At 64.6% G+C, this 13,247-nt stretch carries 13 protein-coding genes and 1 pseudogene; 5 read left to right on the forward strand and 9 right to left on the reverse strand.

Going from position 1 to position 13,247, the window contains the following annotated elements; all coding sequences use genetic code 11:
* Nucleotides 1–58: 58 nt before the first annotated feature.
* Nucleotides 59–1,612 (forward strand): glycoside hydrolase family 32 protein, encoded by a 1,554-nt coding sequence (locus tag ACZY1F_RS03040; protein ID WP_463940180.1) that lies wholly within the window; start codon nucleotides 59–61, stop codon nucleotides 1,610–1,612.
* 88 nt (nucleotides 1,613–1,700) lie between these two features.
* Nucleotides 1,701–2,057: a VOC family protein gene (locus ACZY1F_RS03045; RefSeq protein WP_463940181.1), complete on the forward strand. Its 357-nt coding sequence runs from the start codon at nucleotides 1,701–1,703 to the stop codon at nucleotides 2,055–2,057.
* A gap of 126 nt (nucleotides 2,058–2,183) precedes the next feature.
* On the opposite strand, the gene ACZY1F_RS03050 is transcribed toward ACZY1F_RS03045, so the two are convergent.
* The 4 genes from ACZY1F_RS03050 to ACZY1F_RS03065 all read right to left on the reverse strand — a co-directional run bounded on the left by ACZY1F_RS03050 (nucleotide 2,184) and on the right by ACZY1F_RS03065 (nucleotide 5,213).
* Nucleotides 2,184–3,080, reverse strand: coding sequence for a dihydrodipicolinate synthase family protein (locus tag ACZY1F_RS03050; RefSeq protein ID WP_463940182.1), 897 nt, complete (start codon nucleotides 3,078–3,080; stop codon nucleotides 2,184–2,186).
* A gap of 4 nt (nucleotides 3,081–3,084) precedes the next feature.
* Nucleotides 3,085–3,990, reverse strand: a complete 906-nt coding sequence (locus tag ACZY1F_RS03055) for an EamA family transporter (protein ID WP_463940391.1) — start codon at nucleotides 3,988–3,990, stop codon at nucleotides 3,085–3,087.
* Nucleotide 3,991: 1 nt separating this feature from the next.
* Nucleotides 3,992–4,597 (reverse strand): helix-turn-helix domain-containing protein, encoded by a 606-nt coding sequence (locus ACZY1F_RS03060; protein ID WP_463940183.1) that lies wholly within the window; start codon nucleotides 4,595–4,597, stop codon nucleotides 3,992–3,994.
* Between the two features lie 88 nt (nucleotides 4,598–4,685).
* Nucleotides 4,686–5,213 (reverse strand): MarR family winged helix-turn-helix transcriptional regulator, encoded by a 528-nt coding sequence (locus ACZY1F_RS03065; RefSeq protein WP_463940184.1) that lies wholly within the window; start codon nucleotides 5,211–5,213, stop codon nucleotides 4,686–4,688.
* Nucleotides 5,214–5,382: 169 nt separating this feature from the next.
* Here ACZY1F_RS03065 and ACZY1F_RS03070 point away from each other — a divergent pair, with 169 nt between their 5' ends.
* Complete coding sequence (locus tag ACZY1F_RS03070) at nucleotides 5,383–5,757, forward strand: DoxX family protein (RefSeq protein ID WP_463940185.1); 375 nt, start codon at nucleotides 5,383–5,385, stop codon at nucleotides 5,755–5,757.
* Between the two features lie 156 nt (nucleotides 5,758–5,913).
* Here ACZY1F_RS03070 and ACZY1F_RS03075 read toward each other — a convergent pair.
* The 5 genes and pseudogenes from ACZY1F_RS03075 to ACZY1F_RS03095 all read right to left on the reverse strand — a co-directional run bounded on the left by ACZY1F_RS03075 (nucleotide 5,914) and on the right by ACZY1F_RS03095 (nucleotide 11,810).
* Nucleotides 5,914–6,847: pseudogene (locus ACZY1F_RS03075) on the reverse strand (thiamine pyrophosphate-dependent enzyme).
* A 56-nt stretch (nucleotides 6,848–6,903) separates the two neighbouring features.
* On the reverse strand, nucleotides 6,904–8,424 hold the full coding sequence (locus ACZY1F_RS03080; RefSeq protein ID WP_463940186.1) for an amino acid permease: 1,521 nt from the start codon (nucleotides 8,422–8,424) through the stop codon (nucleotides 6,904–6,906).
* Between the two features lie 84 nt (nucleotides 8,425–8,508).
* Entirely contained in the window at nucleotides 8,509–9,441 is a 933-nt protein-coding gene (locus tag ACZY1F_RS03085) for a glutaminase (protein WP_463940187.1), read from the reverse strand.
* Nucleotides 9,438–11,036, reverse strand: a complete 1,599-nt coding sequence (locus tag ACZY1F_RS03090; RefSeq protein ID WP_463940188.1) for a PucR family transcriptional regulator — start codon at nucleotides 11,034–11,036, stop codon at nucleotides 9,438–9,440. Before ACZY1F_RS03090 ends, ACZY1F_RS03085 begins: the two co-directional genes overlap by 4 nt.
* 168 nt (nucleotides 11,037–11,204) lie before the next feature.
* Complete coding sequence (locus ACZY1F_RS03095) at nucleotides 11,205–11,810, reverse strand: TetR/AcrR family transcriptional regulator (RefSeq protein ID WP_463940189.1); 606 nt, start codon at nucleotides 11,808–11,810, stop codon at nucleotides 11,205–11,207.
* Between the two features lie 163 nt (nucleotides 11,811–11,973).
* On the opposite strand from ACZY1F_RS03095, the gene ACZY1F_RS03100 reads away from it, so the two are divergent.
* Nucleotides 11,974–12,195 carry an oxidoreductase gene (locus tag ACZY1F_RS03100; protein ID WP_463940190.1) on the forward strand — a complete coding sequence of 74 codons (222 nt, stop codon included), beginning with the start codon at nucleotides 11,974–11,976 and terminating at the stop codon, nucleotides 12,193–12,195.
* 224 nt (nucleotides 12,196–12,419) lie between these two features.
* Nucleotides 12,420–13,145, forward strand: a complete 726-nt coding sequence (locus ACZY1F_RS03105) for an SDR family oxidoreductase (protein WP_463940191.1) — start codon at nucleotides 12,420–12,422, stop codon at nucleotides 13,143–13,145.
* Nucleotides 13,146–13,247: the final 102 nt, after the last annotated feature.

Below are 13,247 nucleotides of genomic sequence, written 5' to 3' on the forward strand. Positions count from 1 at the left end.
TCAGGACCAGGCATCAAAGTTGATGTCTGCAGCTACCACCCTTTGCGAGGAAGCAAACATGACCCATGATTTTTCTCGGCGCCACGTCCTGCAAGGCACAGGAGCAGGAGCACTCGCCCTATTCATAAGCAGCGGCATGCCCATCACGGCCGCCCAGGCCCAGGGATCACTGCGCGCCGTCTACCACCTGACCCCGCCGTCGGGCTGGCTGTGCGACCCGCAGCGCCCGGTGTACGCCAACGGCGCCCACCACCTGTACTACCTGCACTCCGGGCAGAACAACGGCCCCGGCGGATGGGACCACGCCACAACCACCGACGGAGTGACCTTCACCCATCACGGAGCCTCACTGCCGCTGCAGACAGACTTTCCCGTGTGGTCGGGCTCGGCAGTGGTCGACACGTCAAACACTGCGGGCTTCGGCGCGGGAGCCATCATCGCGCTCGCGACGCAGCCCACCAACAACGTCCGCAAGTACCAGGAGCAGTACCTGTACTGGTCAACCGACGGCGGGTACACCTTTACGGCGCTCCCCAACCCGGTGATCGTCAATACCGACGGCCGCACCGCAACTACACAGGCAGAGATCGACAACGCCGAATGGTTCCGAGATCCGAAGATCCACTGGGATGCGGCGCGCAGTGAGTGGATGTGCGTCATCGGCCGTGCCCGATATGCAGCGTTCTACACCTCACCGAATTTGCGCGACTGGCAGTTGAAACGGAACTTCGACTACCCGAATCACGCGCTTGGCGGCATCGAATGCCCCGACATCTTCCAAATGACCGCCAATGACGGAACACGGCACTGGGTGCTCGGCGCAAGCATGGACGCCTACGGCGTCGGCCTCCCGATGACCTTCGCCTACTGGACTGGCACGTGGGATGGCGAACAATTCATCACCAACAACCTCGACCCGCAGTGGCTCGATTGGGGCTGGGACTGGTACGCCGCCGTGACCTGGCCGGCGGTGGATGCACCGGACGAGCGGCGGTACGCGGTCGCCTGGATGAACAACTGGAAGTACGCCGCGCGCGATGTTCCCACCGATGCATCCGACGGGTACAACGGGCAGAACTCGATCGTGCGCGAGCTGCGCCTGGAGCGTCAGCCAGAAGGCTGGTACAGCTTGCTCAGTGCCCCCGTTGCGGCGCTCTCAAATTACGTCACCTCCACAACCGTGCTTCCCGACCGCACCGTGAACGGCAGCGCCGTGCTGCCGCGGAGCGCCAGCGCCTACGAGCTCGAGCTCGACATCTCGTGGGATGCTGCCGCGAACGTCGGGGTATCGGTGGGGCGCTCCGCCAACGGCACGCGCCACACGAACATCGGCAAGTACGCTGGCGAGGTCTATGTCGACCGCGCTCCTTCGGACCAGAGCGGCTTCTCGCTCGTGCCGTACACCCGTGCGGCGGCGCCCATCGACGCCGCCGCACGCTCGGTGCACCTGCGCATTTTCGTCGACAAACAGAGCGTCGAAGTCTTCGTTAATGCCGGGCAAACGGTGCTCTCGCAGCAAGTGCACTTCGCAGACGGCGACACCGGAATCTCGTTGTACGCCGACGGCGGCCCTGCGACCTTCTCCGGGATCACCATCCGCGAATTCAGCTAGGACCTGGACCAGGCGGGCTCGCCAGCCGAACGATGGCCGAGGCCGGTATCTGGACTTCGCGTCTCCGGCACGGCGGTAGGCTCAGGCAATGATTGGACGCATTGATGAGGTGGTAGTGGATTGCCAGGAGCCCGCCGCACTCGCGGAGTTCTGGTCCTCGGTCCTCGGTGGCGAACCGGTGCATCGAAGCGAGGCCTGGTCCTTCATCGATCCGCCGGGGTGGACCCGCCTGGCCTTCCAACGAGTGCCCGAGACCAAGCACGGGAAGAACCGTCTGCATCTTGACGTGCACGTTGACGATGTGCCGGCAGCCTCCGTCGCCGCTGAGGCTCTCGGAGCTGTCCGGGTGGGGACGATCCACGTCAGTGCCGCGGGTACGTTCCAAGTGCTCCAAGATCCGGAGGGCAACGAATGGTGCGTTGTGCGGTCAGCAACTGCTGGCTGACAACGCGTCGGGAAACCGTCGTCACATCGTAATTCCTGGCCAACAGCACTTGTACCGAAGGCCCGGCAGCCGCGGATTCCTCTTCATCAACCCGCGGCACTTTTCTCTGAAGCTCCGGTGCTCTTTTTACCCTTGGAGGCCGAGCGCATCCATCACCGCGGCAACACGGCGGCGCTGGTCCTCGGTCAATCCCCGGATCGGCAAAGGCAGGCAGCCTTTCGGGGCAAGTCCAAGGTGTTCTGCGATGGCAGCGACCACGCGGATGCTTCCGCCGAACTCAGTGAACAGCTCCCACAGTGGTGCCAGGCGCTCGGAAGCGTCCCGCGCGTCGTCGAACCTTTTTTCCTGCGCCGCCCGGGTGATTCCAGCCGCCAGGGCGGGCAAGGTGCCCCCCAAGACCGAGTACCAGGCATCGCACCCGGCGGCCAGTCCGTCGGCGGCCGTTGCGTCTCCGGCCACCCCGATGGTCACGTGCTCCGGGATGGCCGCGCGGATCTCCTGGACCCTGGCCCGCGCCTGCTTCGGGTCAGCGGATACCCCCGGGATTTTGATGGAAGCGATGCCGGGCAGCGCGGCGATCCGTGCATAGAGTTCGGGGGTGAAGGTGAAATGGGTAGTGCCGGGGTTGTCATAGACCACCACCGGCAGCGACGAATGCGCAGTAACCGTCCGGAAAAGTTCGAACACCTCATCGTCTGTGAGGGGCTGGTACGTCATTGGTGCGAGCAGCAGGCCTGAAGCTCCGGCCCGCTCGGCGTTTTCCGCGTTCGTGAGGACCTGGGAGGTCCGCAGCGCGCCGATGCCGATAATGACCGGTGTCCCGCCGGCGTGCCGGACGGCCAGCTGCGCAACACGGCTTCGCTCATCACTGCTCAGGTAAGCGTAGGAACCCGTGGAGCCGAGCGCGGTAATCGAATCGACGTTGGCTTCGCTGAGCCGTTCAACCAAGCGGATAAACGCCGCCTCATCCACCGCATCGTGGGCCAGCGGGGTGAGGGGAAAAGCGCTCAAACCAGTGAACATCGGATCAGCCCACCCAGTCGAGGTCGGCAGGACTGGCGCTCCGCTGCGGCGACGTTGTCCGCCGTCGTCCGCCGAGCTGAGCCGCGGCACCGGCGAGGACCACGAGCAGGATGCCAAGGACCTGGATGGCCGAGGGCTGCTGGTGCAGGATGAGCAGTCCGAGGAGGACGCCGAGCGCGGGTTCGAGGGCCATCAGCGTTCCGAACGCGGTAGGCGTCATCCTGCGCAGGGCGAGCATTTCCAGCGCGAACGGCAGCACGGGCAGCAGGATGGCCAGCCCGGCCGCGGCGGCCAATATCCCCCAGGTGAGGTGGCCGGCGGCCTGCGGGATCCCGACGAAGGCTGCCGTGGCAGCAGCGATGGGCACAGTCATTGAGAGCGCGCCGATTCCGGTGAAACGGTCGCCGATCCGCTGGGTGAGCAGGATGTAGCCGCCCCAAGCGACGCCCGTCAGCGCCGCCCACGCCACGCCCGCCGGGTCGAAGTCGCCCTGCCAGGGTTCGGTCAGTAAGACGACGCCAAGCAGCGCCACGGCCGGCCAGATGAGCGCCTTCCGGTTGTGGCTGCGCACTGCGGCCACCGTCAGGGGTCCAAGGAACTCAATGGCCACGGCGGTGCCGAGCGGTATGCGTTCGATCGCGGCGAGGAACCCGATCGACATCATGCCAGTCGTGATCCCGAGTCCAAGTAATGGCAGCACGTCGCCTCGGCGGACGGAGCGCAACGGCGGGCGGGCGATCGCCAGGAGAATGATGGCTCCCATGCTGAGCCTGAGCCATGCCGTTCCGGCCGGGCCCACCGCCTCGATCAGATCCATCGACAGGGCAGAACCCAGCTGAATTGACAGGATCGCCGTCACGGCCAGCCCCCACGGCGGCACCGGGAGGTTCACAGCGCTTCGCATGCGCATCTCACGCATCTGCAGCCTCACTCCGGTGTCCGGTCCCCACGCCCGGTTCGAAGACGGCCAGGGAGAACCTTGCCGGTTCCGCGCCGGAATTGGCGTAGGAGTGGGCGATGTCGCCGGGGAAGGAAACAGCGTCACCGGAACCGAGGACGTACGACTCGTCGGCAACCACAACAGTGACGGACCCTTGCAGGACCTGCAACAGCTCTTTGGTGCCTGCCGAGTGAGCCTCACTTTCATGCAGGTCACCAGGGGCCAGCGTCCAATCCCACAGCTCGACGACGTCGGGAGATTCAGTCCCCGCCACCAGCACGCCGCGCCCACCGGGCGCCGACGTCCACAGGGCGGCGCCTTCCCCGCTGCGCGTCACAGTCACCGGCTTGGGGCGGGGAGAATCGACCAGTGCCGGCAGTCCGATGCCGAGGGCATCGCTGATCCTCAGCAGGGTTCCAACACTGGGATTCGCCGCGCCCTGCTCGACGTTGACCAGCATGCGGCGGCTTACTCCTGCAACGTCGGCCAGCTGATCGAGGGTCCAGCCCCGTGACTGCCGCTCCTGCCGCACCCGGCCACCAATCGCCGTCGCAAGCGCACTTGTACTCTTATCCATACAGTGCATCATACTGCACTCAAAGTGCACTTGAAAATGCAACGGGAGGGCACCTGGGCCTGCAGGGCGCTTCGGCCCAGAGGGGTGGTTAGCGCAGGCAGCGGTCTTCCGGGTCGACGGCAGTCATGATGCGGCGGCTGATTTCGCGGACTTGTTTGAGTTGGGCCCTGGTCAGCGGGTCGAAGACGAGGCTGCGGACGGTCTCGACGTGGCCGGGGGCGGTTGCAACGACCTTTTCCCAGCCATCGTCGGTGAGGGTGGCAAGTGTGTACCTGCCATCGGCGGGGTCGGGGGCCCTGCGGAGCCAGCCCCGCTTCTCCAACTTTGACACCACCTGGGACAGCCGCGGGAGCATGGCTTCGGCCATCACGGCCAGCTCGCTCATCCTCATGGTGCGTTCCGGTGACTCAGACAGGACAGACATAACAACGTACTCGAAATGGCTAATGCCGGCATCCCGCTGAAGCTGCGTATCCAGCGCACCCGGCAGGCGAAAGACAACGCTCCCGAGGGCAATCCAGACCGCCTGCTCTTCCTCGCTCAGCCAGCGCGGCTCGCTCGCAGGCTGGGGAGCTGACGGCTGCCCCTTGGCTTCGACACTGGGTGACCTTTCCATGCCAGTCATGCTACAGGGTTCACTTCATCCATGAAGTCTCCGGGCAAGAAATTTACTTGCGTCTTGAAGTCATTCGCTCTACTGTTGAGTTCAAGGTTGAAGTCAACGCCGGAAGTTGCAGCTCTTCGATCGCGAACATCTCCCACTCTCACACCACATAGGAATCATCATGAACATCACCCTCTGGATAGTCGCTTCTGCCCTTGCCTTGGCCTTTCTGGCCGCGGGTTTGATGAAGATCTCCCAGCCGCAGGAGAAGCTCGCCGCTTCGGGCATGGGCTGGGCGGAAGACTTCAATTCCGGCGCCGTAAAGGCCATCGGCCTAGCTGAAGTCCTCGGCGCCCTGGGCCTGATCCTGCCGGCACTCACGGGTATCGCCACCTTCCTTGTACCTGTCGCCGCCACCGGCCTGGCCGTCGTGATGGTCGGCGCTATCATCACCCACATCAAGCGCGGCGAGAAGCAGGCGGTTGTCATCAACGCCGTCCTGGGCGCGTTGGCACTCTTCGTCGCCGTTGGCCGTTTTGGCCCCGTCCCGTTCTAACCCAACGCTGCCCGGTCCAACCGACTCCGTCCGGCGCCGCCCAAGGCGCAATGACCAAAGTGGCGTGACCGGGTCGACGGACGCTACCACCGGCCAAAGAGCAGCGGACGACGGCGGGATGTCCCGCCGTCGTCCGCTGCTCTGTCAGCACCTGGCTCAGTAAGCCTTTACGCGCTGTTCCACGATGAGATGGATGAGGGCGAAGACGCCGTCCTCATCGATGGCCGCCAGGGCGGCGTCCAGTGCGGCCGGAACGTCACAGTCCTCGGTGACCGTGATGCCAAAACCGCCGAAGGCCCGGGCCATCAGGCCGAAGTCCGGATTCTTCAGCTGGGTCCCGGAGACGCGTGCAGGATAATGCCGCTCCTGGTGGGTGCGGATGGTGCCGTATTCCTGGTTGTCCATAACGATCACCAGCGGCGTGGCCCCGTACTGGGCCGCGGTGGCCAACTCCTGGCCGTTCATGAGGAACTCCCCGTCCCCCGCAATGGTGACCACGCGGCGCCCGGGTTCAGCCAGCGAAGCAGCGATGGCCGAAGGGACGGAGTAGCCCATTGAGCCATTGCGGGCGCTGATCATGGAGGCGTAGCGGCGCGTGGGGAAATAGCGGTGGGCCCAGTTGGTGTGCTCCCCCGCGCGCCTCGCGGTCCCGGTGCGCGAACGGGATGAGGCCAACAAACAGCAGCATGGGGGTGGAGTCTTGCCATGCTGTGTGCAGCCCCACATGCGCGTTGGCCGCGCCGGGCCCCCGGGTCACCATCGCTATGCCCGGGCGCTGGTTCATTTTCCCGTCGGCCTCGGCCATGTAGGCGGCCCCGCCCTCATGCCGGCAGACGATGGTCTCAATGTCCGATGTGTGCAGGCCGTCCAGGACGTCCAGGAAGCTCTCGCCGGGGACCACATAGGTGCGCTCCACACCGTGGGCCACCAGCGAATCAACAATCACGTGCCCGGCTGACTTCAGTGCCTGGCCGGTGCCAGCGTGTGGCACCTCCGAATGGATTGACGGCCGGGAGCCGTGCTCGGAATTCCCGACGGCGGCGGGCAGGGTGTGGGATGCGGTCAGGGTTGCTTCGGTTTCCGTTGTCATGGGCTTTCTTTGGCTGTTTGGACTGGTTTGGCGTTTGTAGTGGATGGTGCGGGGTTTTATCTGAAGGTCTTCGCGGGTGGGTTGGCGATGACGGGGGCGGTGCCGGTGTAACCTTCGCGGGTTTCGGCGATTTCGCGGATGCGTGCCCGGCAGGCGTACCAGCCGAAGACCATGAGGACGCAGGCGATGGCGGTGACGAGCATGGTCAGGGGTGAGTCGATGAAGACCATGATCAGGACGCCGGCGAGGAAGAGGAGGGAGAGGTAGCCGGTGTAGGGGGCCCCGAACATCCGGAAGGAGGGGCGTTGGAGCCAGCCTTTGTCAGCCCAGCGTTGGAGTTGGATCTGGCACAGGACGATGGTGGCCCAGGTCATGACGATGCCGACAGAGGCGACGTTGAGGACGATTTCGAAGGCCTGCGCCGGCACCAGGTAGTTCAGGGGGACGCCGAGGAGGGAGACTCCGGCGGTGATGGCGATGCCGCCGTAGGGGACGCCGGCTTTGTTCATGCGGCCGGCGAATTTGGGGGCGGAGCCGTTCACGGACATGGAGCGCAGGATCCGGCCGGTGGAGTAGAGGCCGGCGTTCAGGGAGGAGAGGGCGGCGGTGAGGACGACGAGGTTCATGATGACGTCGACGCCTTGGATGCCGATGGAGCCGAAGAACGTCACGAAGGGGCTGACGCCCTTCTCGTAGGAGGTGTACGGGAGGAGGAGGGCGAGGAGGATGACGGAGCCGACGTAGAACACGGCAATGCGGAAGACCACGGAGTTGATGGCCTTGGGCATGATCTTTTCCGGGTTTTCGGTCTCGCCGGCGGCGGTGCCGACGAGTTCGATGGAGGCGTAGGCGAAGAGGACGCCCTGCATGAGGATGATCATGGGGAGCAGGCCGTTGGGGAAGATCCCGCCGTTATCCGAGAGCAGGCTCAGGCCTACGGGTTGGCCGTCGACGGGGGTGCCGAAGATGACGAAGTACGTGCCGACAACGAGGAAGACGACGAGGGCTGCGACTTTGATGATGGCGAACCAGAATTCGAGTTCACCGAAGACCTTCACGGAGACGAGGTTCAGGGCCAGGACCACCAGGAGGGCGATCAGGGCCCAGGCCCATTGCGGGACCTCGGCCATCCAGGGGATGTAGTGGCCGAAGAAGTTCATGTAGAGCGCGGCGGCGGTGATGTCCACGATGGTGGTGGTGGCCCAGTTGATCCAGTAGAACCAGCCGGAGACAAACGCGGCTTTCTCGCCGAAGAACTCCCGGGCGTAGGAGACAAACGAGCCCGAGGAGGGGCGGTGCAGGACCAGTTCGCCCAGGGCCCGGAGGATGAGGAACGCGAAGAACCCGCAGACCGCGTAAGCGATGACCAGCGACGGGCCGGCGGCGTTGAGGCGGCCGCCGGCGCCGAGGAACAGGCCCGTTCCGATCGCGCCGCCGATCGCGATCATCTGGATCTGCCGCGGTTTGAGGTTCTTGTGATACCCCTTGTCCTCCGCGTGCAGGGCAGACTCGGAAGCATGCGCGTGGCCGCCGTCGGCCTGGTTCAGTACAACCTCGTCATTGGGGTTGATGGGCATGGTTGATCCTTTCGATACGGAGAAGATCCTGCTGGGATGGGAAAGAAGTTGTGGGGCGTGCACCCCGACGGGCAAGAAAACTGGTTAGAAAACAGACCAGCCGGTGCGGTCGGAAAGGTCGGCGAGGGCCGCGGTACCGGCAAGGGAGTTTCCTTTAGCGTCCAGCCGCGGGCTCCAGACGCAAATGGCACCAACACCTGGAACGATCACCAGGATCCCGCCGCCCACCCCGCTTTTCCCGGGAAGGCCCACGCGATAGGCGAACTCGCCCGCGGCGTCGTACATCCCGCACGTCAGCATGATTGAGCCGATGCGTTTCGCGTCGCTGCGGGACACCACGGTTCCGAGCGTTCCCTGGCCGTCGCGGGCGAGGAAGAGTCCCGCCTTGGCGAGTTCCACGCAGGACATCATGATGGAACATTGGCGAACGTAGTTTTCCACCACGGATTCCGCGGCCTGCCCCAGGTTGCCGAAGCCCTTCAGGAAGTGCGCCAATGCCAGGTTGCGGCTGCTGCTGGAAAGCTCGCTGGCAGCGGCGGCCTCATCGATGAAGGGCCCGGTGCTGGCCGCCTGGGTGGTGAGGAACCGCAACACCTGGGTGGCGGCGTCGGACATTTCTTCCATCAAGTGATCGGTGACCACCAGGGCGCCGGCGTTGATGAACGGGTTCCGCGGGATGCCATGCTCCACTTCCAGTTGGACCAGGGAGTTGAACGAGGTCCCGGACGGTTCGCGCAGCACCCGGGACCACAGTTTTCCTGAGCTGTCGCCTCGAAGCGCCATTGCCAGCGTGAACACCTTGGAGATGCTCTGGATGGAAAACGGGACGTCGGCATCGCCGGAACTGAACACCTCACCGGACGTGGTGGCGACGGCGATTCCGAACCTGTGGAAGGGTACCGCTGCCAGGAGGGGGATGTTGGCCGGGACAGACCCGGTTTCCCGCTGTGGCCTGTGGTTGCGGACGATGTCATGCAGTATCCGGTCCAGCGGCGGTGCTTTGAGTGTTGTGGTCATTTCCTGCCCAGTTGTTCTTTAGGTGTGCTGGCCCATTCCTGGATGTGGAGCAGGGCCACCAGCGAGTCCCTCGGGTTGCCGAAGTCCAGCCCAGTGGCCCGGGATGCCTTGCTGATCCGGTAGTAGACGGTGTTCTTGTGCAGCCCCATCCTGCTGGCGCACTCGGCGACATCGAGTGAAGCGTCGAAGTACGCGTGCAGGGTTTCCGCGAGTTCGGTGTCCTGCCGCAACAGGGCGGAAAGACCTCGGTGGCGGAACGTGGAGGAGGTGAAATTCTGGACCGCCTCGCGGAAGAGGATCTCTCCCTCGAACTCGTCCACCGTGGCAACGCCACGGTCCGGAGACGTGCCCACACACCTCAACAGGGCCTCGGTGATACGGGTGGTTGAGTGCAGGGACAGCAGGTCCGGGACTACCGGACCGACGGCGGCGAACGGGCTGATGCCGAGGTGCTTGCCGGCATCCCGGACGATTGCCTCAGCCAGGCTCCGCAGCCCGGGCTCCGCCGAGGTTGACTGCAGGCCGGGGACAATGACGGCGGTGTCGCCCTTGAACTGGCCCACGACGGCGGACGGCTTGTAGGCGGCCGCGTGGATGGACGCCAGGTTGGCGAGTTCGCCGTGCTTCAGTGCTGCGTCGTCGGCCTGGGCTTCGGAAACGGGCATTCCTATCAGGATCAGTGCGGCCGGGCGCTCGGCGGAGATCTTCTCGCTGTGGGCACTGGCCGCGGCTTCCGCCGAACCTGACAGGATCCGCACAATGCGGTCCTCGCGCATGTGCACAGACTGCTGGTTGCGGTGACGGATCAGCTCGGCCGAGGCCCGGGCAGCAGATCCTTTCAGCACATAATCAACGTCCGGCCCGAAACCGTCCCCGGTTTCCTGCAGCCAGATGTAGCCCATGATCCGGTCGCCGGCGAACAGCGTGATGGCCACCCGTTCCCGCAGCCCGTCCTGGGGCCGGGCCGGTACCCGCACCGGCGGCCGGGTCCGGTGCAGCTCACGGTAGGCGCCCAGGTCCTTCAGCAGCAGCTCGTATTTACGCGGACCACGCCGGGCCAGGATGGAGGCCTTGCGCAGCTCGTCGATGTCATTCGAAACGGTGGAGTATGCCAGGACCTTGTTGGCGGCATCTTCGATGAGCACATGGCTGGATGTGAGCCTGGCGGTGGTCTGGGCGATGGCAAACAGGTCCTCTTCCAGCAGCGTCAGCACTTCACTCTGGTAGCTGCGCGGCTGGATGCGATCCTTGGCGATGGACAGCAGCCGGTCCCAGTCAGCCCCCGGATCCACTAGGAGCAGGCCCGTGCCGGCTTCGCGCAGCAGCTCTTCAGCTTCGGCGAGCTCTTCACGTCTGCCCTTGACGGCCACCACCGCCGGAGGGTTCTTCAGGAGCCGCCGCAGCGCGGGCAAAGCCGAGCGGCCGCGGACGCCGATCAGCAGGACAAAGGCCGCACCGCCGTCGGGCGTTTCATCATCCGCATCCACTATCAGGAACCGGTCGATCGCAGAGCCGGCCGGGGCTGGCCTGAGGATGAGGCTGGCGAAACCCAAGGGGAGATCCGAGAGGATATCGTCCACCGTAACCGCTGCCATGGGCATCCTTCCGCGTAGAGCTGGCCGGACGGCTCTGTCCGGTCACCTCATGCTATCCAGCCAGGCGCCCCCAAAATATGGAAAGGAACCCAAATGCAGTGGCAGCTTTTCGGTTGGCGGACCAAGTTTCTACGGTGCAGGGACCTGTATGGCCCCGATGAGTAATTCCTATTGGCGGGGGACCAAAACGCCGACGTGCTCTGAGATCTCGGCGAGGATTTCGTCGATGGACTTCGAGATGTTGATTGTGGCCGCCATGCTGAGGAACATAATCGCGGAGACCATGTGCGCGAGCGTTGCAGCATCCTTGGGCCCGATGCGCGGGTCACGCCGCAACACGTCGGCGATCGCTTCCTCGGTCTGAACGGTCAGGGCGAGGGCATCGCGGTGGTGGGGTTCCTCGGGGTCGCCGAACACGATCTCTCGAAGGTAGGTCCGGCCGTTGTCGATCTGCTTACGGTTGCACTCCACCACCGGGCGAGCGATCGCCATCACTGCCTCGAACACATCGGGGACGGCCCCGGCGGCCGCTTTACCCTCCACGAGCGCGTCGGCGTAGCCGGAGTTCTGCACGAGCAGGAGCAACTCGGCTTTGGTTTTGGCGTACAGGAATAGAGTCCCCGTACCGATGTCAGCCTTGTCGGCGATCTGCTGGGTGGTGACGTCATCGACACCATGCTCGGAGAAGAGTTCCCGTGCGGCGGCCGTGATGCGGTCGAGCTTGTCCTGCTTGTTCCGCTCGCGCCGTCCGACCGGCTGAGGGGCGACTGACATTGAATGTTCCTTCGGGAATAGAATCTGACTACGCTCAGTTATGAGCATAGTCGCTACTGTTAGCGGCTCAAAAGTGCCTTCGCTCATTCTCTCACTGACGACGCACTTCTGGCCGGCGCAGCGGTGATTTTCATGACCGATCGATCAAAGGAAAACCCCTCCCATGAGCTTGTCTTCTCTCTGGCAACCGTTCACCCTCGGCCGGGTGGAACTCCCCCATCGGCTCGCACTGGCACCCATGACCCGCACGAGGGCCAACCCGGATGGCACCCTGAGCGACCTCACCGCCGAGTATTACGCGCAGCGCGCCTCCCTTGGGTTGATCATCACGGAGGGGACGAACCCGCGAGCAGATTGCTGGCGACATCGACGCGGGGTTTGCTGACATTGCCCCGCTGGGCCGTTTCGCGCTGGCCAACCCCGACATCGTCGAGCGGCTGCGCACAGACGCCCCGCTGAACGACGTGGACCCGGCCACCATCTACGGCGGCGGCGCGGCCGGCTACACCGATTACCCGGTCATGGCACACGCCTGATCAGGTGCCCCTAACCATCAATACCATCCGCGCCGACCGGCACGGATAACCTCACCAGCAGAAAGTCCATAAAATGCCCTCACTCAATGAAGCAGTCGTCCTCGTCACCGGAGCAAACGGCGGCATCGGAACCCACTTCGTCCACGACGCCCTCGCACGCGGCGCCAGCAAGGTCTACGCCACCGCCCGCACCCCCCGCACCTGGGAGGATGAGCGCATTGTCCCCCTCACCCTCGATGTCACCGACCCCGAGTCCATCCAGGCAGCAGTCGAGGCCGCCGGGGACGTCACCGTGTTGATCAACAACGCCGGAGCCTCCGTGGCGAGCCCGGGCATCCTTACCCACACGAATGAGGAAATCCGGACCAACGTCGAGACGAACTTCCTCGGCCCGCTGTTCCTCACCCGGGCATTCGCTCCGATCCTGTCAGCGAGGGAAGAGTCTGTGATCATCAACATCCACTCCGCCCTGAGCTGGTACGCCGTCGCCGGCATCTACAGCGCCACCAAGGCCGCCCTCTGGTCGGCCACCAACTCACTGCGCCTGGAACTCGCCCCCGCAGGCGTCCACGTCGTCGGAGTGCACGTCGGCTATGTCGACACCGCGATGGCGGCACACACCAGCGAGCCCAAGACTGACCCGGCCGATCTGGTACGAACCGTCTTGGATGCCGTCGAGGCCGGTGAGTATGAGGTTCTCGCCGACGACACGTCCCTACAGCTCAAGGCCGCCCTGAGTGGCCCGGTCGAAGCCCTCTACCCCGAGTTGCAGGGCACGAACTCCAGGAGCCAGTCATGACAGCAACCCGGCAGGTCGCGCTGGCGACAGGCGCTTCCTCAAGCATCGGCAAAGCGGCAGCGATCGCACTCGCCGCAGATTCAACCTGATGCCGAGCTGACG

The organism is Pseudarthrobacter xylosi, assembly GCF_055412765.1.

Bases quoted from the DNA above. Each gene is read 5' to 3' on its own strand.
- ACZY1F_RS03080 (WP_463940186.1), bottom strand. From the start codon at position 8,424: ATGCCCATCAACCCCAATGACGAGGTTGTACTGAACCAGGCCGACGGC.
- ACZY1F_RS03040 (WP_463940180.1), top strand. From the start codon at position 59: ATGACCCATGATTTTTCTCGGCGCCACGTCCTGCAAGGCACAGGAGCA.
- ACZY1F_RS03085 (WP_463940187.1), bottom strand. From the start codon at position 9,441: ATGACCACAACACTCAAAGCACCGCCGCTGGACCGGATACTGCATGAC.
- ACZY1F_RS03100 (WP_463940190.1), top strand. From the start codon at position 11,974: ATGAGCTTGTCTTCTCTCTGGCAACCGTTCACCCTCGGCCGGGTGGAA.
- ACZY1F_RS03050 (WP_463940182.1), bottom strand. From the start codon at position 3,080: ATGTTCACTGGTTTGAGCGCTTTTCCCCTCACCCCGCTGGCCCACGAT.
- ACZY1F_RS03055 (WP_463940391.1), bottom strand. From the start codon at position 3,990: ATGCGCATGCGAAGCGCTGTGAACCTCCCGGTGCCGCCGTGGGGGCTG.
- ACZY1F_RS03070 (WP_463940185.1), top strand. From the start codon at position 5,383: ATGAACATCACCCTCTGGATAGTCGCTTCTGCCCTTGCCTTGGCCTTT.
- ACZY1F_RS03095 (WP_463940189.1), bottom strand. From the start codon at position 11,810: ATGTCAGTCGCCCCTCAGCCGGTCGGACGGCGCGAGCGGAACAAGCAG.
- ACZY1F_RS03060 (WP_463940183.1), bottom strand. From the start codon at position 4,597: ATGGATAAGAGTACAAGTGCGCTTGCGACGGCGATTGGTGGCCGGGTG.
- ACZY1F_RS03045 (WP_463940181.1), top strand. From the start codon at position 1,701: ATGATTGGACGCATTGATGAGGTGGTAGTGGATTGCCAGGAGCCCGCC.
- ACZY1F_RS03105 (WP_463940191.1), top strand. From the start codon at position 12,420: ATGCCCTCACTCAATGAAGCAGTCGTCCTCGTCACCGGAGCAAACGGC.
- ACZY1F_RS03090 (WP_463940188.1), bottom strand. From the start codon at position 11,036: ATGGCAGCGGTTACGGTGGACGATATCCTCTCGGATCTCCCCTTGGGT.
- ACZY1F_RS03065 (WP_463940184.1), bottom strand. From the start codon at position 5,213: ATGGAAAGGTCACCCAGTGTCGAAGCCAAGGGGCAGCCGTCAGCTCCC.